The sequence below is a fragment of the Bartonella sp. CM120XJJH genome (assembly GCF_042194715.1).
Classification (GTDB): domain Bacteria; phylum Pseudomonadota; class Alphaproteobacteria; order Rhizobiales; family Rhizobiaceae; genus Bartonella.
In genome coordinates, this window is record NZ_JBHINE010000002.1 from 148,365 (window position 1) to 168,044 (window position 19,680).

The window sequence follows — 19,680 nt, forward strand, 5'->3', positions numbered from 1 at the left end:
GTAACGGATAACATTCTGCTTTCTCATTCAACATGCAAAACAATGATGCGTCTTAATAAATAAAAGCCTTGATTCACTATAAACCCCATGAAACACACGTGAAATACGTTACTACTTTCACTAAGATTTCTTTAGAGTTCCTTCTAAAAAAAACATTGCCAACAGGTAAACCAATAAATAAATACCCAAAATATAAACGAGTGAGAAAAAGCCAAATATATCGACCATATACGCACTCATGTAAAAAAATACCAAGAGGCTAAATCTCCCAACGGTTGACAAGAAAGATTCATATGTAGCTCTGAAATGATCGCTAATACTATCATGCAAAACAACTTCTACACGAAGATATGTATACTTAATTAAGTAAAAAATCATACAAACTAAAATAATAGCGATTTCTTTTTTCGGCTCAAAGAAAACCACTGTAAAAATCAGTGAAACCAAAAGAAACAGCAATAAAACAAAATTCACCCTTTCACTTAGTTTTGTAAAGAGAAAACTAGCCAAGAGCTGAGAGAGCAATATCAGTGAAAATGTCACACCAAGATCAAAATAAGTGACATTAATATTATGATCTTTAAATATCCACTGCCAATACTGCGAGAATATATTGAAAAAGATCAATGAAAAATAAAAGCATAAAGAGATATAAGGAACCTTAATAAAAATAGACAACATCTCTTTAGCATCACAAATAAGAGAATTCGCTTTATTTGGTTTTTTCTCTCCTTTCAGGTCATCAAGAAAAAACAACCCAAAGAGTGTTGTCATCAACATTAAAAACGCCGCAATATACCATATATATTGTCTAGAATAATCAGCAAAATATGCGCCAATTAAACTGAATATAAACATGCCGATGTAATTATATTGAGAGCTCGCTCCCAGCACTTTTTTAGTCGATGTCACTTTTGCTTTTGCATATTGAACAAGTAAAGCATTATAGGCCCCCGCAATCAATGTCAGCGATAAAGCATTAAAAGATTCTGCCAAAAGAAAACCATAAAAGCTTGTAGAAAATCCCATGAGACATAGCCATGTAGCAGCAAAAGCCGCTGCCAAAACGATCGATATTTTATAACTTTTTCTATCGGCAAAATATCCCAGAGGAATATCTGTAACCATCATAATAAAAGCCTGAAACGACTTAATGATCCCGATATCAATAAGAGTTAGCCCTTTTTCAAGCATATAAAATACAATAAAGGCACCTGTTAAAATTCTTATACCATTAAATAAAAAGCCAAACGCTAATATACTTGTCATGCATCCCCCCAATAACGCCAAAAAAGGGCAACCTATACATCCTTTTATATAAAGATAAAAGCTTAAATTTTACGACAAATAGGGCACTAACCGCTATACGGATCTCCAATCCTATCAATTTTATAGCTGGAAAAATTAATAAATAATGTTTTTTCTATAATTTGACATTTGTCAAAATCCGTTAAATATTTTACTGCCTCAAGAGCAGCCAAAAAACCAGCAACCGCATGATACGGATCTATCAAAGTATTCATATAGTTTTGCTTAATAGTCTTAACAAACTAAAATAAATCGATATCCTTTATAGGCTTCTGATTCATAACATGTATAACCTCTGATTTACTTTGAAATAATAAGCAGCCCAACAACAGTATTTACCGTAGCAAAACAACATAGTGATTTATAAAGAGTATTCATTGTTTTGCATATTGAATGAGAATCCCGAATATTATAAAATTCTATCATTTCAAAGCTGTTTTGTTTTATGTTGAATCAAAATCTCTTTCACGTCACAAACAAGAGAGCCCATGTGGAGTAAAAATGCCTTTTATGAAGTGTCTCAAATGTTAAAGACCCTATAAGGGCAGGCAGATATATTAATGGTACCGACTTGTTACTTATAAGCGTAAAGAGGGTGGGTATTCCGTAAGTTTTATATTATTCATGACGAAGCTTTACCATTATATTCTTCACAAACATCGTCGTGAAATGGACTTGGGGATCTTAAGAGATGTTTTTTTAACCCGCTCCTCTTTTTTTAACTTTATGCGATTGTTTACCTCACCCCTGTCCAAAGCGTGTATGAATATAATCACTCAAAAGCGCTTCAAATTCTTCAGCAATGTGATCACCCCGCAAAGTTTTCACCTTTTGTCCATCAATAAAAACAGGTGCCGCAGGACTTTCCCCCACTCCAGGCAAAGAGATTCCAATATCCGCATGTTTTGACTCCCCCGGTCCATTGACGATACATCCCATCACGGCAACCTTCAAACTTTCAACGCCAGGGTATTTTTCACGCCAAACAGGCATATTTTTGTATAAATCTGCTTCAATTTTTTGCGCCAATTGTTGAAAGACCGTTGAGGTTGTGCGCCCACAACCAGGACAAGCCGCAACCACAGGCAAAAATTGCCGAAAACCCATTACTTGCAAAAGTTCTTGCCCCACTTTTACTTCTCGTGTCCGATCACCACCAGGTTTTGGTGTTAAGGAAATTCGTATCGTATCGCCAATCCCTTGTTGTAATAAAATGCCCAAAGCCACCGAAGAAGCAACAACGCCCTTTGTTCCCATCCCCGCTTCCGTTAATCCCAAATGAAGAGCATAATCACAACGCGCAGCCAGGGTGGTATAGACAGCAATAAGATCTTGAACATCACTCACCTTAGCAGAAAGAATAATTTTATCACGCCCCAACCCCATCTCTTCAGCGCAAAGAGCCGATTGCAGAGCAGACTGCACAACAGTTTCCCGCATCACTTCAGCAACCGATAAAGGATTTTCTTGCTGTGCATTTTCATTCATAAGCCGTGTTAACAATGCATTATCAAGAGAGCCCCAATTCACACCAATGCGAATAGGTTTATGATACCGACAAGCAATCTCAATAATTTCTGCAAATTGACGATCTTTTTTTGCGCCAAAACCAACATTTCCAGGATTGATGCGATATTTTGCAAGCGCCTCAGCACACGCAGAATGCTCAGATAAAAGCTTATGACCAATATAATGAAAATCCCCGACCAATGGTACAAAAAATCCTAACCTCTCCAATCGCTCTCGTATTTTTGGTACAGCTGCCGCGGCTTCATCACGATCAACAGTAATTCGAACCAATTGTGAACCAGCTTGCCAAAGAGCAGCCACTTGAGCAACAGTTGCATCAACATCAGCTGTATCTGTATTGGTCATTGACTGTACAACTATCGGGCTCTGCCCCCCAACGATCACATCACCAACAGCAACACCAACAGAGCGACGACGCTCAAGTGGTTTAGATAAAAAATAGGTCGTACTCATCAAGTCCTCAAATTTTTAAAACCTGCGCTATCAATCATCATTTACATTGACTTCCTCCGCGCTTCAAAGGACGAAAATTACACCGCCTACCAATCTTAACAGATTGCTCTCAAAAGGTTCCACCTACTAACACTGATGCAATACAATTCATAAGTGCGATTCATTCTATAGACGCATCGGATAAGTTCTACTACTTCTGTTCAAATCTATACTTCTATACTTGGTTGATTCAAAAAGAAACTGAACAAAATAGAGACAATACTGTATTTTTAAGTTGCATTCCTATACCTTACATCAACGTCATCGCAAAACAGTGTTTTACAGCACAACAGATAACGCCTATCAAAGCGCAATTTTTAAAAATTGCATGAAAGACACCGCCAAATTAATCCAACATGTTGATTTATAATAATCTATTTTTTACAAATTTGGATAGCAAACCAAAATATCGCAAGATTTTCTCATTTTAAATCTTCCTAATTGAATCAATCAACACCACTCCCTACAACCACAAGAGAACATGTAGATAAAAATTCCTTATAAACTATTTCAAGTGCCAAAAACTACCCTAACACTTTAAACAAACAAAAAAATGAATCTCACACCATTTTGTAAAAATTTTTACCTTACATCCTTAACAAACACCATCACAAAATGAGCTCGAGCACATTAAGAAATACCTCATTAAACCCAAACTCTTAATTCGCACCTCACCCACACGCGGCATTATCAATGCAACCTTTCAATTTTCAAGCCGTTATAGCAAAACCCCAAACACAATTCCAACTGTCACGCAACAATTTAACACATGAAGGAGTCAATAAATGTGTCTATTTTCACCCCATAGAAAAAATGCTAAAATTAAAAAACGTATAGCACAATTAAAAAGAGAGCTGGTCCCTGTAAATCATTGGAGTTCTCAAAATGATAGCTTTGAAAACATTTCTGAGCTGTTTAACACATGGAAACAAAAAGGCCGTCACGCGCTTTATCACCTCAACGAACATGCTACAGAATTAAAGAAAAAAGCGAAAGAAAATCCTAAAAAAACCCTCGCATTAGCAGCAGGAGTTGCTTTAGTAAGCTTCTTGCTAATCCGTAAAAATTAACAACACAACCAACAACCTTCCCTTTTAATGCCCGACTCAAAGCGGGCATTTTTTATAGTTTACAAAATATAAACTTTACGTCTTCCCCCTAACTTTACGCCCCCTCCCTAAAGGATAAGTTTTCTATCCATCCGACCAGTCTATAATCCAGCTTTTGTCTATCGGAAACCTATCCACACATGCGATTCACATCACCACACCTCAAAGGACGACATTTCTAAAGGCAACAAGCAAGCCCTACGATGAATGTGCTCCCACACGAACAACTTAACGTGTCAAAAAGACGTCTGATACAACACCTCAAATAAGGATATTCACGGTACCATAAGATAACAACTCAAATATTCAATCCAAAACTTCCCCTAATTTCGCAGACTTTCCAAAACTTCATTATGTATAGAGACTAAAAACAACAAATTAATACTGCAAAAACTTATACTTTTACTCTATGTATCTTTGATTGTCATTTTAATTGGGGAAAGGGAAGGATATTTTGATATTGAAAACCTACACTCCTCTCACTAACAGATATTTTTACAAAAAATGCCTTTAAACAAAAGAATTTTTTCTCAACGACAATCGTTGCATTTTCCTTTGAATTTCAAACGAACGCATTTGCAATAATTATTCTATTTTTTTCAACTCATTTTACCAGAACATAGAACAAATTAAACAATTAAAACAACAGATTGCACATTTTAAAAATCTACTCGATGAAATAAAAAACGACATGGTTTTTTAAATAAAACACCCGCAGCTCTTCAAAGAACATTCAAAAATCAAAAGGGTCATGCCCCCTATCACTCTAATTTTAGTCACTTTCAAAAATTGACAGGTAGCAGCGACAGCGAAAATACTGAAAAGAGGAAAAAAAATGCTTATACAAAGAGCCATTGAAAAACGCAAAATCAAAGGCCGCAGTTGATATTTTTGATGAACAAAAAGTCAAAGCACAACATAAAACAAGCTATTTACGAAAAAGCGCGTGAAAAACAAAAAACCATCAAACAGCTCATTGACTAACTTAAAAATCCTAAAAATACGGATCAAATTCAGCCCATTCAAACACCCTACGCAGCCCTACAGATTCACAAACAAGAGTTCTACAAATGGAAACATCGGCAATAATCCAACAAAAAAAAGAAGAACGTGAAGCGAAAGAATTTAGAAAACGACACAAAGGTTATACCCCACCACTCTGTGGTCATTAAACTGGAAAAAGGAGAAAAATCATAACAAAGTCATTATTACAACACTTGCTACTCTGCACGGCTCTTGTCTCTGCTGGTTGCGAAAGAACCTATAGCGTAGCAGAATTTAAAAAAGATAAAAAATGATTCGACGAATGGGCTATGAGATGTAGATAGTCAGGAACTTCAAAAAATTGTGAAAACCTACGAATAGCTGATCACAAACTTGCCATAGAACGTCAGAAAAAAGCCGAATATGAAATGGGAAGCTGGAGATGAAAAACGGAGAACCGAAAGTGAAGCTAGAGGAGGAGCTAAACTTTAAGAATTACAGCGACTATAAGAAGAGAATATTCGTAAAATGTTTGGAACTTAAAAACAAAAAGAAAACGGCTAAATCAGAAAAACATTCATGGCAGCATTGTCTTTAGCCTAATTGATCAGAATTGATTACAAAAATTATAACAAAGCACAATTTAAAAATTGTGCTCAAACTGCATAAAACTGAAAGAAATGGTTCTTTAAGCACTCTTCAAGAAATTATCAAAACACACAATAGATATCTTGGTATTTAAATGGCAACAGAAAACGAAGGGATATTGACCTAGATAGATAACGATTTAATCCCTTACAATACACCATTCACATCTTTCATCGTCTATATCCTCCGGTAACTACATTTTATACGCTCTATAGTGTGTCCATGGGTATAATATTATGTACGGGCGTTTTTTAGCTGGATTATTACAACAGTTTTCAAACTTAGCATCACTGTTATACATGCAATACACATTGATAATAGCAACACATGTATCCGAGATACATTTCCCAATGATCTGCCTCACATCATTGCAAACATCACACAAAGATTACACTCAGATAAAAAGAAGCACCTTCTTTCCATGCCTCAAAAGATGATGTTGCTAGAAACTACAGGCAAAGCTTCTAATATTCCCCCCTACTGAGTTATTTCAAAGGAAATAGAAGTGAGTAAAGATGCATGCGCTTTAATATTCTAAGGAACATTATTTTACATCATGACATAGAAGAGTACTAAGCTTAAGAGTTTCAAAAGATGTATTATAGCAAACCAAATGAAATCTTCCAATGTGAATATCCATTTGCTATACGTAAATGACGCAAAAATTAAACTGAACAAACCCAAAATTTCATCCTCCAGAATCGACCCGCTGCGAAGTATCCACATACGTAACCACAGACATCCCAGGAATGAGTTTTTCAATTCCCTCCTGCCCAGGATCTAAAGCAATCCGTACTGAAATACGTTGCGCAATTTTGATAAAATTACCAATTGTTGTATCTGTTTTTAACAATGAAAACTCTGAGCCTGTAGCAGGTGCAAAACGAACCACACGCCCTGTTAATTTTTTGTTGTTCAATGCATCAACAGAAAAAACAACCGGTTGTCCCACACGCATCTGAGAAAGTTGCGTTTCCTTATAATTAGCAATAATCCAAATATCATCAGAAATAACAGAGACCAATTGCGTACCCGGCATAACATATTGCCCTACCCGCGCTCCAACTAATCCAATGTATCCTGTTCGAGGAGACAAAATCTTTGTATGATCGAGATTAAGTTTTGCCAACTCAACACTCACCTTCGCTCCCGCAATCTCTGACTGTAAACTTTGCCGTTCAAGATCCAATTGTTTTTGCAATTGGCGTTTTGTTTCGAGAGCTGTCAAGAGTTGTGAAAGAGGGCGAGAAACAGAACTTGCCACATCACCAAAGCCTAACTTTTTACTATCTGGAACAACATTGGAAAATGCTCGTGAACGCGCCAATTCCACCTCTGCTGTATTAATTTCACCCTGCAAAAGCTGTGCTTGCAATTCAATACTTGCCAGTTTTGCATTTTTTGAATCGAGAACAGCCTGTGCCCGTGCAAGTTGCTGCCGAAAAAGAGAATCATCGAGCTCAAAGAGCAGCATTCCTTTTTCAACACGTTGATAATCTTGCACATAAATCCGTGCAATCACCCCAGAGATCTGTGAACTAACCAGAGTAACATTGCCTTTAATGGAAGCATTATCCGTTATTTGAATGTTACTCACAAAAGGAGGAAGTCTCCAAGCCCACAAAATCAGCAAAACACCCGTAATACCCGATAGGAATGCAACAATCGTAGCTTTTGACCGTAATTTTTTTATCATTTTTTTGCACCCCTCTTTCTATGACATTACTCTACTTTTCTAATGCACGCAAAGAGCATGACTTAACAATCATTGTGACAAGAAAAATAACGAATACAACCATTGAAATATAAAAATAAAGCCGAAAAACGTCATCATAAGCAAAAATATTTGCTGTTAACTTAAATTTCTCTATCAACATAGAAGTACCCTGCTCACTTCTCAAGCCATTGGGAACAGAAACACCATAAGAAGGCGAAAATAAAGTATTCATCTCACCAGAAATAAGCGGATCAGTAATAATAATATTTTGTGTTAAGGACTCAAAGTTTTTATGGGCAAAATAAAACTGTAGGCTGCCAAAAAAAGCTGATCCCATCAATCCCCCTGTCACTTGCGTTAACAAAAAAACAGCAATAAAACTTAAAACGTAACGCGGTCCTCGCTCACCAGCGATCACAAACCCTTTGAAAAGAGCAGGAGGCAAAAAAAGTGCATAACTAAAACTCACCAACCCTTGGCTCAACATCATATCTTTCGGACGCGTTAAATAGTTTACATGACTGTCTAAATAAGCTCCCAACGCCAAACAACCTAAAGATAACAAATAAAAATAATCCTCACGCCCCGCCCGTAAAAAAAAGACACAAACAGCCCCCCCTAACAGAATCCCTAATGTCACCGCAAGATACATGGGCGCCATCTCACGATTGAGCAAACCAAAAAGATTAAAAAATCCTACGGGCAAATTTGATCGCTCCAATAAAAAAACATGAAATATCAATAAAATAAAAACAGATTGGATCATTTCTTTACTGAAAATCCAACGTAAATCAATCAACGGTTTTTCTCTATTAAGCTCAATAATAATAGCAACAGCCAACGAGAAAATAGCAAGTGCGAGCCCCCAACCAATCCATGGTGCTTCATACCACCAATACAATATGCCAACAGACATAATCACAGCATTTAATCCAAGACCAAGAGCAATCAAACCATAGCTTATCCAATCTAATTTTTGAATAACCTTACTGCGCACAACAGGAGTAAGAGGTAATGTATAGATACAAACCAAGCTGATGAGAACCAACCCCATTTCCAGAGCGGAAAGACTGGAAAAACCACCATTTTCCAACAAATCAGGAGAAATCAAACGCGATAAAGGTGCAGCTAAAGCTGCATTCATATAATTCAAACTAAGACCAACAGTAAATTTCTTTGCTGGAGCAAAAGCCTCCATCATATAAAGCAGCGCAAGCGAAGCCAAAGGAGCAGCAGCAATCCCAGCAAAAAAGCGAATAATCAATGCAGAACGCAAATCCGTAACAAAGAGCTGCAACACGCAAACCAAAACAAAGCCAAGAATTGATAATTCAGCAAAAGCGCGCAGCCCAAATTGATAGCGGATTTTGATCAACATAATCGCTACACTCACATTTGGCGCCATATAGGCCGCTACCAGCCATGTCGTCTCGGCCAAAGTTGCATGAAAATCACCCGTAAGATGAACAATGTTAGACTGAACAATATTAGCCCCTAGACCATAAGCCCATTGCAAAATAAGAGAAGCCAAAATATAAACAAAGCACTTTGGTAAAGGTCCCGCAAAAACACGACCAGGACGAGGAAAAGGTTTTGCGCTCCTTTTAGCAGACACAACCGTACTCTTTTTTCCGCTCATGTCACCTTTTCCTGTATACTCTGCTACGCTTCTATCAATACAGCACCATCAGCTGACAACTGCTGGAAAAAAGACTCTATTTTATGATTGTCCTCATCACTTGTCCCTCCTTCTAACATCGCTTGAATCTGTAAAATCTGCTGTTCTAATACATCAAAAGAAAGATGCTCTACAGCCACAACGCGCTCTACCAATAAAGAGCAGCCCGAAACGGTAATACTTGCAACGCCCCCGCATACAGCAAATAATTTTTCACCCAAAGAGGTGCGAACACGAACACTGCCCAACACAATACTTGCCACCAATGGCGCATGATGCGCCATAACTGTCAAATAACCTGAGGCTGAAGGAAGAACAACAGACACTACCTGCTCTGAAAACACAATTTTTTCAGGCGATATAAGCTCAAATAAAAAATGCTCTTCTCTATTGTTTTCCACAAAAGTCTCCACAATACCCGATATAAGGACTCTCTGTTTTCTTCAACGACTTGTCCTTTTTAACGAAAAATACCCATGACAGTTTTCTCTTGAATAAGAAGCTTCTTACTTAGAAGCCTCTGCCATGAGACGCTTTCCTTTTTCAAGTGCTTCATCAATCGAACCAACCATATAAAAAGCAGCTTCTGGCAAATCATCATAATCGCCAGCACAAAGACCTTTAAAGCCTTTGATTGTCTCTTCTAAAGGAACGAGTTTCCCCGGCGAACCAGTAAAGGCTTCCGCAACATGGAAAGGTTGCGAAAGGAAACGTTCAATTTTACGCGCCCGCCCCACCAGCAATTTGTCATCTTCAGAAAGTTCATCCATTCCAAGAATAGCAATAATATCCTGAAGCGCTCTATAACGTTGTAAAATGGTTTGCACTTGACAAGCAACTGTATAATGCTCTTCCCCCACAATCAATGGATCTAACATACGCGAGAAAGAATCAAGCGGATCAACCGCCGGATAAATTCCCTTTTCCGCAATAGAGCGCGAAAGAACTGTTGTTGCATCCAAATGAGCAAAAGACGCTGCCGGCGCCGGATCCGTCAAGTCATCAGCAGGAACATAAATTGCCTGAACGGAAGTAATAGAGCCTGTTTTTGTACTGGTAATACGTTCTTGCAGCGCCCCCATATCCGTTGCCAAGGTAGGCTGATACCCAACAGCAGAAGGAATACGCCCTAAAAGAGCCGATACCTCAGCTCCTGCTTGCGTGAAACGGAAAATATTATCCACAAAGAAGAGAACATCTTGTCCTTCATCACGGAAACTTTCTGCAATTGTCAATCCTGAAAGAGCCACACGCGCACGCGCTCCTGGTGGTTCATTCATTTGCCCGTAAACAAGGGCACACTTTGACCCTTCCGTTGAACCATTATTCTCTTTTGGATTCACATTCACGCGGCTCTCGATCATTTCATAATAAAGATCATTTCCTTCACGTGTACGTTCTCCCACACCAGCAAATACAGAATAGCCACCATGTGCCTTTGCAATATTGTTTATAAGCTCCATAATGAGAACGGTTTTTCCAACACCAGCACCACCAAACAAGCCAATTTTACCCCCTTTAGAATAAGGGGCTAACAAATCCACAACTTTAATACCGGTGACGAGAATTTCCGAAACTGTCGATTGCTCAACATATGGAGGTGCCTCTTGGTGAATAGAACGTGTTTTGGTTGAAGCGATTGGTCCCACATTATCCACCGGTTCCCCAATCACATTCATAATACGTCCCAACGTTGCTTCTCCTACAGGAACGCTAATTTGCGTGCCTGTATCCACAACCTTTTGGCCCCGCATCAAACCATCAGTGGTATCCATAGCAATCGTACGCACGGTATTTTCACCCAAGTGCTGCGCAACTTCTAATACCAAGCGATTGCCTAAATTCTCTGTTTCCAAAGCGTTGAGAATATTTGGCAATTCACCTTCAAATTGCACATCAACGACAGCACCAATAACCTGCTTGATCTCACCAACAGCGCCTTTTGCACGCTCTTCTTTTTTTGCAGATGTCTCTTTTTTTACAGGTGTATTTTTAGCTGCACTACGCGCAAACGCAGAGGAAGCCTTTACATCCGCTGAAGCCGTTACATCCACTTGAGATTTCGAAGCGGCTTTTTTCACGCTGGAACGAGCAGCTGGTTTCTTTTTTGCACCTTTTTCTGTTCCTTTGCTTGAGGTTACTGCTTTTACCATCAATCTTTACCTTTTCCATTTAAAGCGCTTCAGCGCCCGCAATAATTTCGATCAATTCTGTCGTAATCTGTGCCTGACGTTGACGATTATAAGCTACCGTCAATTTATTAATCATTTCACCTGCATTGCGCGATGCATTGTCCATAGCTGTCATCTTTGCGCCCATCTCACCAGCAATATTTTCTAGCAAAGCCCGAAAGATTTGCACCGAAAGATTGCGTGGCACAAGCGCCTCTAAAAGAGAAGCCGCATCAGGTTCATACTCATAAACAATTGATTGTGAACCTTTACTATGATCAGTTTGCTCCTCAACATCGAGTGCCTCAACAGCTGCTTTTGGAGCAATCATCGGAATCAAGCCAAAAGCTGTTGGACGCTGATTAATCACAGAAATAAATTCAGAATAAAACAGCGTACAGACATCGAAAGCGCCTTCATTGAATAAATCAACAATCCGTTGACTAATCATCACCGCCTCTGCAAAACCAATTCGCTTTACAGCATGCAAATCGATATGATCAATTATCAAGCCTTTGTAATCACGCGATAAAATATCCGCACCTTTTTTGCCCACAGTGATAATTTTTACTATTTTATCAGCCGCCAACAATGCTTTAATCTGTTCACGTGCACAACGAGCAATTTGCACATTAAAAGCACCACACAAACCACGCTCAGCAGTACACACCACCAAGAGATGCACATCATCTCGCCCCGTACCACGCATAAGAGCAGGCGCATCAACACCATCTACATTAGCAGCAACACTGGTCAAAATATCAGCCATCTTCTTCGCATAAGGACGCGCAGACTGCGCTGCCTCTTGCGCACGATGCAACCTTGCCGCTGCAACCATCTGCATGGCTTTGGTAATCTTTTGTGTTGCTTTAACCGAAGCGATACGGTCTCTAAGATCTTTTAGTGAGGCCATTCAAGCATTCCATCAATTCATCACGAGAAATTTTTCGCATAAGTATCAAGAACAGTTATCAACTTATCTTTCAGCTCATCTGTTATTTGCTTTTGCTCAGCAATTGCCTTTAAGAGATCTTGATAATCACTCCGCAAAAGCACCAAAAGTCCCTGCTCAAACCGCGCAACATCAGAAACCGCCAAAGCATCAAGATAGCCATTCACACCCGCGAAAATAACCACTACTTGTTCTTCTGTTTTGAGTGGAGAAAATTGTGGCTGCTTCAACAGCTCTGTCAAGCGTGCACCCCGATTCAACAGACGCTGGGTTGACGCATCCAAATCAGAACCAAACTGTGCAAAAGCTGCCATTTCACGATATTGTGCCAATTCACCTTTAATCGAGCCAGCAACTTGCTTCATCGCCTTAATTTGTGCGGCAGAACCAACACGCGACACAGAAAGACCAACATTTACAGCAGGACGAATTCCTTGATAAAACAAATTAGTCTCTAGAAAAATTTGCCCATCCGTAATCGAAATCACATTTGTAGGAATATAGGCAGAAACATCATTGGCTTGCGTTTCAATAACCGGCAAAGCTGTCAACGACCCAGATCCATTTTCCGCATTCAACTTCGCAGCTCGCTCTAAAAGACGCGAATGCAGATAGAAAACGTCTCCCGGATAAGCTTCACGACCTGGAGGACGACGCAACAAAAGAGACATTTGACGATAGGCCACCGCCTGTTTTGACAAGTCATCATAACCGATCAAAGCATGTTGCCCATTATCACGGAAATACTCACCTATAGCACATCCAGCAAGAGGTGCAATAAATTGCAGTGGTGCTGGATCAGAAGCGGTCGCTGCAACAATAATAGAATATTCCAGCGCTCCACGTTCTTCTAAAACTTTAACGAATTGTGCCACCGTCGAACGTTTTTGACCGATAGCCACATAAATACAATAAACTTTGTCTTGCTCTCGTCCAGCTCCTTTTTCATGAAAAGGTTTTTGGTTTAAAAATGTATCAAGCAAAATTGCGGTTTTTCCTGTTTGGCGATCACCAATCACCAATTCACGTTGCCCCCGTCCAATAGGGATGAGTGCGTCAATCGCTTTCAATCCGGTCGACATCGGTTCATGCACAGACTGACGCGGAATAATTCCAGGAGCCTTAACATCAACACGACGACGCTCTGTTGCTTTAATGGGCCCCTTACCATCTATAGGGTTTCCCAACGCATCAACCACACGCCCGAGCAAAGCGGGACCCACAGGAACATCGACGATAGTGCCCAATCGCTTTACACAATCACCTTCACGAATATCACGATCTGAGCCAAAAATGACCACACCAACATTATCAACTTCCAAATTGAGGGCCATACCCCGCACACCGTTTGGAAAGGCGACCATTTCCCCTGCTTGGACATTATCCAAACCATAAACGCGAGCAATACCATCCCCCACAGAGAGAACCCAACCAATTTCTGAAACCTCAGCCTTTTGGTCAAAGTTTTTGATTTGCTCTTTTAGAATTTTTGAAATTTCAGATGGTCTAATATCCATCAGCTGACCTCTTTTTTCAATGCAAGCTTAAGCGAAGACAATTTTGTGAGAAGTGACGTATCAATTTGAGACGACCCCACACGAACGATTAATCCACCAAGAATTGTTGGATTCACAATGATGTGTAGCAAAACCTTTCCCCCAACGACACCTTCCAAAGCCTCACACAACTCTTGTTTTTGTTGAGAACTTAAGGGGCGCGCAGAAACAATTTGCGCAGTAACCTGCCTACGAGCGCGCGCAACACAACGCTGGAAAGCATGTAAAATACCAAATACGGCACTAAGCCTACGATTTATTGCAACAACGCGTAAAAAATCACCAATAACCTGCCCTGCGTTTTTATCAGCAAATTTGATGTTTGCACAAACAGTTTGCATCACCTTAACTTGCTCTTTAACTGAAAAGAATGGACTAAGCACAAAGCGTTTTAAATCTTTATTTTGCTCCAAAACAAGCAAAAGATCTTCCACTGCCTTTTCAATCTTTTCAATGTTTCCGGCTTCTTGAACGCAATCAAAAAGCGCTTGCGCATAGCGTTGATCTACCAACGGCAGCGGTATGAGAGAAAATGAATCCGACACGAAATACCGCCTCTTTCCCTTGAGCGACTCTCTGATAGTTATCAGATGAAATGAAACAGACATTCTCAATCTTAAGAATCTTCTTCTTAAAACCTAGAACAAAAATCACTTGGTTTCTAGCATAGACATAGCCGACTCGCAACACCACAAATCGCTGCTTTTTAAAAATTTTAATAAAATATTCAAAATATTTTTGAAAAGAATTTTTTTTAGATATACAGGATGGCATCATAGTTTTTTATGCCTCTTTTTGACATTCTCTGAGCGATTTTTTCACTCTCTTTGATTTTGCTTCAAACGCTCTTGCCACCATAACAAAACACTTCTTCTCTAAAAAACACTCCCTTTATCATCACAAAACCTTTAACGAGATACGAATGCGACTGAAAAAATCTATTATTGCAAACTGATAAGAAAGAAAAAGTGATGAATATCCTACTGAAAATTAAAGAAAAAATTGATCTTTTCTCTTCAAATACCCACTCCTTTTCAAAAATTTCACCAAGTGTATTTTCTTGTAAACACACTCTTTAAATATACAACGCATTGATTTATAATGATAATATATCATTTTTCATACCAGATGAGCCCCACACATCGAAAGATTCTCTTATTTCAAATCTTTCTATCAAAATCACTCTCTTGCTCCATCACAAACAAAAAAGAAAATGATTAAAGAAAAAAACACCTCGTATAAACGCTCTCAAGTACCAAAAGCTTTAGTAATCCTAAAAGCTTTATAATAAATAGCGCCATTTGATACCTTTATAAAATAAAGATAGTGATCCTTAACGCGTTGTTTTCATTCATAAAAGCTTTTATATTCCACACTCGAGAAACATCGTAAAATGAATTCGAGCATGCTGAGAAACATTTGCTTAAACAAGCATATGAATATAGTAATACAATAGATGTTCGGTAATTTCCGTTTTGGGCGTTCTGCTTTACATGAAAAATGTGCCCCCATTAGAGAACGAAAGTAACAAAAGAATGAAAAAATGGATAATCTCTATTTCACGACAGCGCCCATGAATGCTATAATAGTAACCTCATTAAGCAGCCCCATCTTTACACTTATGAAAGAACAAGCCAGCACTATCACATACTTTGCCATCTCCCAATTTTACGACAACCCTTAACACTTGAGATGATTAAGAATTTTAGTCCTATCTTGTATAGTTTCACTCGACACAGGCTCTCCTATCTGTAACATGCAAACGAATGGTTTTGATAGATTAATATAACCAGATTTGAAATAAGTGAATCCTACAATAGTTGAGATTCTAATATGAATAACAGCATATTATCATTATAAATCAATATTTATTATTTATAAAAATTATAATTATGGGCGCTTTTGAAAATTCTAGAGCCATAAATAAGGACGACAACGATGAATACGCATTTTAACCTTTACGCTCCCAAATGAATCTGCATTCTCGTCAAAGATAAATAAAATAGATATATGCAATACTCTCGCCTTAATCTAGCATACAAAAGCAGGTGCGACTCGCACAGCGCTGATACATCTTATGAACGCTGCTTCTTAAGGTTTTAAGATCAAACCACATGAAAAACACGACTTTCATTAAGCCCACGTAGCTTCACTTTATATGGCATTATAGTGCACTGATTTTAGAAAAAGCATAGATCAATATCAATTTGAACCCGTATAAAATTGGATATTTTGGGGTGTACCGCTAAGCATTTTCAGCCCCTATAATCCGCCTTTATAACCTATAATCCGCCTATCAAAAGGATACTGCCCTAACACAAAAAAGGAGTAAAAGCCGAAATGATAGCGCCCTCAAATAAGAGAAGCGCTTCTGCTGGTTTCATAATAAAGATATTTTTTCCTATGGCTCTGCTTAATGCAATGCACATGTATCATATTCTGCTGCTAGGATGCTTATTCTGAATAAGATAATATTAAAGTAAAGCATCTTAAGTAAAGAGACCTTCACTTTATGCGATACTGGTTTTAGAAAAAACTTTGCGGATCAATATCAATTTGAACCCGAACAGAACTGGGCATTTTGGGTGTACCACTAAGCATTGCACGTATAAACCCTTGTATATCAAAAGAGCGCTGTCCTTGCAGCAAAAGCCGAAAACGATAACGCCCCCGAACCAAAGCCAAAGGCGCTTCTGCTGGTCCCATAACCGAGATATTTTTCTCCCGTGGCGCTGCTTGACGCAATGCGCGCGCATAATGTTCTGCTGCTTGGCGCTGTTGTGCAGAGACAATCAAAGAGGCAAGCCGCCCATAGGGGGGCAAATGATAATGCTGACGCGCTGCAATCTCACGTGTGTAAAAATCTTCTGGCTGGCATGAAAGTAAGGCTTTGATGACCGGATGCTCTGGTTGATAAGTTTGCAATAATCCTAAACTTTCCAATCCCACACGCCCTGCTCTTCCGGTAACTTGAGAAAGCAGCTGGTAGGTACGTTCACTTGCGCGTAAATCACCATTGGCAAGACCAAGATCAGCATCAATAACGCCAACCAGAGAGAGCTTTGGAAAATGATGTCCTTTAGCAACCAACTGTGTTCCAATAATAATGTCCACATCGCCATTTGCAATGGCTTGTAATTCGCTTCGCAATTGCCCAATCCCCCCTTTGAGATCTGTTGAAAGAATCAATGATCGCGCTTGAGGAAAAAGCATTTGTGTTTCTTCTGCAATTCTTTCCACACCCGGTCCACAAGCCACGAGATGATCTAATGTCCCACATTCAGGACAGGCTTGAGGAAGTGGTTCATGATATCCACAATGATGACATTTCAGTTGCCCTTGCGCACGATGTTCTACCAACCAACTTGAACAATCGGTACAATGAAAACGATGTCCGCAAATTCGGCATAAAGTTAAAGGTGCATAACCACGACGATTAAGAAAAAGAAGAGCTTGTTCGCCCTTTTCAAGCGTTTGTTTTAAAGCCCTTTCAAGAGCAAAGGAAATAAAGCGCCCCTTTTGCACCCCTCCTTGGCGCATATCAACCACCCGCAACTGTGGCAGTGCTACTTCTTTAAAACGGGAAGGTAAATGCACCTTTTGATAACGCCCTTTTAAAACATTGGCTTGGCTTTCAATCGACGGTGTAGCTGAAGATAAAATAACAGGAAAATGTTCAAAAGAGCCCCGTGCAACAGCCATATCACGCGCATGATAAAAAATGCGCTCTTCTTGTTTATAAGCGCTATCATGTTCTTCATCGACAACAATCAAGCCAAGCTCATGAAAGGGAAGAAAAAGCGCTGAACGAGCCCCCGCAACAACACGCACCCGCCCTTCTGCAACTTGCCGCCAGACGCGTTCTCTACGTCGTGGCGTCAAATCAGAATGCCATTCTGCTGCCGCAGCTCCAAAGCGTGCATAAAAACGATCTAAAAACTGCTGTGTTAAAGCAATTTCCGGTAATAAAATTAAAACTTGGCTACCCCCTTTGAAGGCTTGAGCGACCGCTTCAAAATAAACCTCTGTCTTTCCTGATCCCGTAACACCATCAAGCAAAAAAACTTGAAATTGAGAAGATACAACACCTTCTCGCAACATTGTTGCTGCTTCATTTTGCGCTCCCTGCAACTGAGGAGGACAAAAGTCAGGATCAGGCATTGCCACAAGATCAGGAGCAGGAACTATAACATCTTCAAAAACCCCTAGCGCTTTTAAACCTTCAACAACAGAAACCGAAGTTCCAGCCGCATGTGCCAGACCAGAACGTGTCCATATCTTCTCATTACGCACCAATTCCAAAACCCGTGATCGCGCTGGTGTGAGACGTTCTACATTTCCACCACAATATCGCAAACCCAGCATCTGCGCTTCCGGCTCTAAAGCAGCCGGTACAGACAAAACCAATCGCGCCATAAGACCAAAAGGCGCCATTGTATAGCGACTAACAAAACGCAAAAATGTGATCATTTCTGCCTTTAAGGGGGGGCAATCAAAAACATGAAGCAGAGAGCGTAATTTTTCACGCGCCACCGAACCAGACCTTTGCCCATCTGCTGTCTTCTCTCCAACATCCACAACAAAACCGCAAAGCTCACGCCCCATCACCGGAACTCGAACAAAGGAACCAACATTCACTTCCATAGAAGAGGGAACTTTATAACTATAAGCGTGAGCAACAGGAAGAGGAACCAATACGGATACAATCTTTTCCTCTATCACGTTTGAATGCATCTTTTAAACCAATCTACGACCTCTTGAACACCAACAGGTCTATACCTTATCTTTAAAAACTCTTATAAGATTCATTGCAGAATTCAATCTCTTCCCTCTATCATAACACTTCTCTCACAAGAATTCTTTTTAACACTCATCCCCTCTACCAAAGTGTCAATAAAAGAACCAATCTTATCCTCTATAACAAAAAACTCTATAGCAAAAAAACAGCGCCATTCTTCTGTGCAAATAAAGCTCATCACTATACGCATTAAACATGATATCGTCAGTGCGCTCTTCAACAAAGCGATCCCATAGTTATGACTTCTTCCCAACACACACGTTTGTTTTTTTACCGCATCATATCTCAATTTATCTTCAACAAACTGATTTATAAAGATATAATCATCATTTTACCTATTGTAATAAAAAACCCTCAATACAGTGAATTTTCTCATTTCAAACTCATCGAGGAACATTTGTAAATCCTTATTGATGAGAGAGTATCCCATGATTTGAATTACAGGAAGAATAGTATTGCAAATGGAACCTTTACAATATTCACCTTGGCTTTGTGCCAAAACGTGGAAACACGTGTATACATCTTTCAGCTTGATTGAGAATCAAGCAACAATACAAGCAGCACAAAAGCGTATTGTTGAAGAATGGGGAACACAGAATAAATCAATGTATTGACCATAAAAAACACTTCATGTGTAAAATTTTACATGCCTTCTTCAATGGTGTTTTACCATAAAATAAATCCATTCGCTTCTATTAAAAATGAGGTTAAACCTACTTCCTGAAAAAGGAAGGGAT

At 39.3% G+C, this 19,680-nt stretch carries 12 protein-coding genes; 1 reads left to right on the forward strand and 11 read right to left on the reverse strand.

The genetic code is table 11. The annotated features are described in order from the left end of the window. Positions 1-120: 120 nt before the first annotated feature. The 3 genes from ACFIKU_RS01630 to ispG form a co-directional block, all read right to left on the reverse strand. Positions 121-1,269 carry an MFS transporter gene (locus ACFIKU_RS01630; protein ID WP_375656485.1) on the reverse strand — a complete coding sequence of 383 codons (1,149 nt, stop codon included), beginning with the start codon at positions 1,267-1,269 and terminating at the stop codon, positions 121-123. Positions 1,270-1,355: 86 nt separating this feature from the next. Beyond that, a complete protein-coding gene (locus tag ACFIKU_RS01635; protein ID WP_375656486.1) occupies positions 1,356-1,523 on the reverse strand; it encodes a hypothetical protein in 168 nt (55 codons plus the stop codon). A gap of 526 nt (positions 1,524-2,049) precedes the next feature. Then, positions 2,050-3,291 carry a flavodoxin-dependent (E)-4-hydroxy-3-methylbut-2-enyl-diphosphate synthase gene (ispG, locus tag ACFIKU_RS01640; RefSeq protein WP_375656487.1) on the reverse strand — a complete coding sequence of 414 codons (1,242 nt, stop codon included), beginning with the start codon at positions 3,289-3,291 and terminating at the stop codon, positions 2,050-2,052. 824 nt (positions 3,292-4,115) lie between these two features. On the opposite strand from ispG, the gene ACFIKU_RS01645 reads away from it, so the two are divergent. After that, positions 4,116-4,400, forward strand: a complete 285-nt coding sequence (locus ACFIKU_RS01645) for a hypothetical protein (RefSeq protein ID WP_375641861.1) — start codon at positions 4,116-4,118, stop codon at positions 4,398-4,400. Positions 4,401-6,759: 2,359 nt separating this feature from the next. On the opposite strand, the gene ACFIKU_RS01650 is transcribed toward ACFIKU_RS01645, so the two are convergent. From ACFIKU_RS01650 to ACFIKU_RS01685, 8 genes are all read right to left on the reverse strand, one after another. Further along, positions 6,760-7,767 carry an HlyD family secretion protein gene (locus ACFIKU_RS01650; RefSeq protein ID WP_375641862.1) on the reverse strand — a complete coding sequence of 336 codons (1,008 nt, stop codon included), beginning with the start codon at positions 7,765-7,767 and terminating at the stop codon, positions 6,760-6,762. Positions 7,768-7,798: 31 nt separating this feature from the next. Then, a complete protein-coding gene (locus ACFIKU_RS01655; RefSeq protein WP_375641863.1) occupies positions 7,799-9,427 on the reverse strand; it encodes an MFS transporter in 1,629 nt (542 codons plus the stop codon). Between the two features lie 23 nt (positions 9,428-9,450). Then, entirely contained in the window at positions 9,451-9,867 is a 417-nt protein-coding gene (gene atpC, locus ACFIKU_RS01660) for an ATP synthase F1 subunit epsilon (protein ID WP_375641864.1), read from the reverse strand. A 105-nt stretch (positions 9,868-9,972) separates the two neighbouring features. Further along, positions 9,973-11,619, reverse strand: a complete 1,647-nt coding sequence (gene atpD / locus ACFIKU_RS01665) for a F0F1 ATP synthase subunit beta (protein ID WP_375641865.1) — start codon at positions 11,617-11,619, stop codon at positions 9,973-9,975. A 19-nt stretch (positions 11,620-11,638) separates the two neighbouring features. Then, positions 11,639-12,550 carry a F0F1 ATP synthase subunit gamma gene (locus ACFIKU_RS01670; RefSeq protein WP_375656488.1) on the reverse strand — a complete coding sequence of 304 codons (912 nt, stop codon included), beginning with the start codon at positions 12,548-12,550 and terminating at the stop codon, positions 11,639-11,641. Between the two features lie 20 nt (positions 12,551-12,570). Then, entirely contained in the window at positions 12,571-14,106 is a 1,536-nt protein-coding gene (atpA, locus tag ACFIKU_RS01675) for a F0F1 ATP synthase subunit alpha (protein ID WP_375641867.1), read from the reverse strand. Further along, positions 14,106-14,690 carry an ATP synthase F1 subunit delta gene (gene atpH, locus ACFIKU_RS01680; protein WP_375656489.1) on the reverse strand — a complete coding sequence of 195 codons (585 nt, stop codon included), beginning with the start codon at positions 14,688-14,690 and terminating at the stop codon, positions 14,106-14,108. Before atpH ends, atpA begins: the two co-directional genes overlap by 1 nt. A gap of 1,981 nt (positions 14,691-16,671) precedes the next feature. Continuing rightward, positions 16,672-18,879, reverse strand: a complete 2,208-nt coding sequence (locus ACFIKU_RS01685; protein WP_375641869.1) for a primosomal protein N' — start codon at positions 18,877-18,879, stop codon at positions 16,672-16,674. Positions 18,880-19,680: the final 801 nt, after the last annotated feature.

Coding starts and splice junctions, on each gene's coding strand:
- ACFIKU_RS01630 (WP_375656485.1), bottom strand. CDS start 1,269: ATGACAAGTATATTAGCGTTTGGCTTTTTATTTAATGGTATAAGAATT.
- ACFIKU_RS01635 (WP_375656486.1), bottom strand. CDS start 1,523: ATGAATACTTTGATAGATCCGTATCATGCGGTTGCTGGTTTTTTGGCT.
- ispG (WP_375656487.1), bottom strand. CDS start 3,291: ATGAGTACGACCTATTTTTTATCTAAACCACTTGAGCGTCGTCGCTCT.
- ACFIKU_RS01645 (WP_375641861.1), top strand. CDS start 4,116: ATGTGTCTATTTTCACCCCATAGAAAAAATGCTAAAATTAAAAAACGT.
- ACFIKU_RS01650 (WP_375641862.1), bottom strand. CDS start 7,767: ATGATAAAAAAATTACGGTCAAAAGCTACGATTGTTGCATTCCTATCG.
- ACFIKU_RS01655 (WP_375641863.1), bottom strand. CDS start 9,427: ATGAGCGGAAAAAAGAGTACGGTTGTGTCTGCTAAAAGGAGCGCAAAA.
- atpD (WP_375641865.1), bottom strand. CDS start 11,619: ATGGTAAAAGCAGTAACCTCAAGCAAAGGAACAGAAAAAGGTGCAAAA.
- ACFIKU_RS01670 (WP_375656488.1), bottom strand. CDS start 12,550: ATGGCCTCACTAAAAGATCTTAGAGACCGTATCGCTTCGGTTAAAGCA.
- atpA (WP_375641867.1), bottom strand. CDS start 14,106: ATGGATATTAGACCATCTGAAATTTCAAAAATTCTAAAAGAGCAAATC.
- ACFIKU_RS01685 (WP_375641869.1), bottom strand. CDS start 18,879: ATGCATTCAAACGTGATAGAGGAAAAGATTGTATCCGTATTGGTTCCT.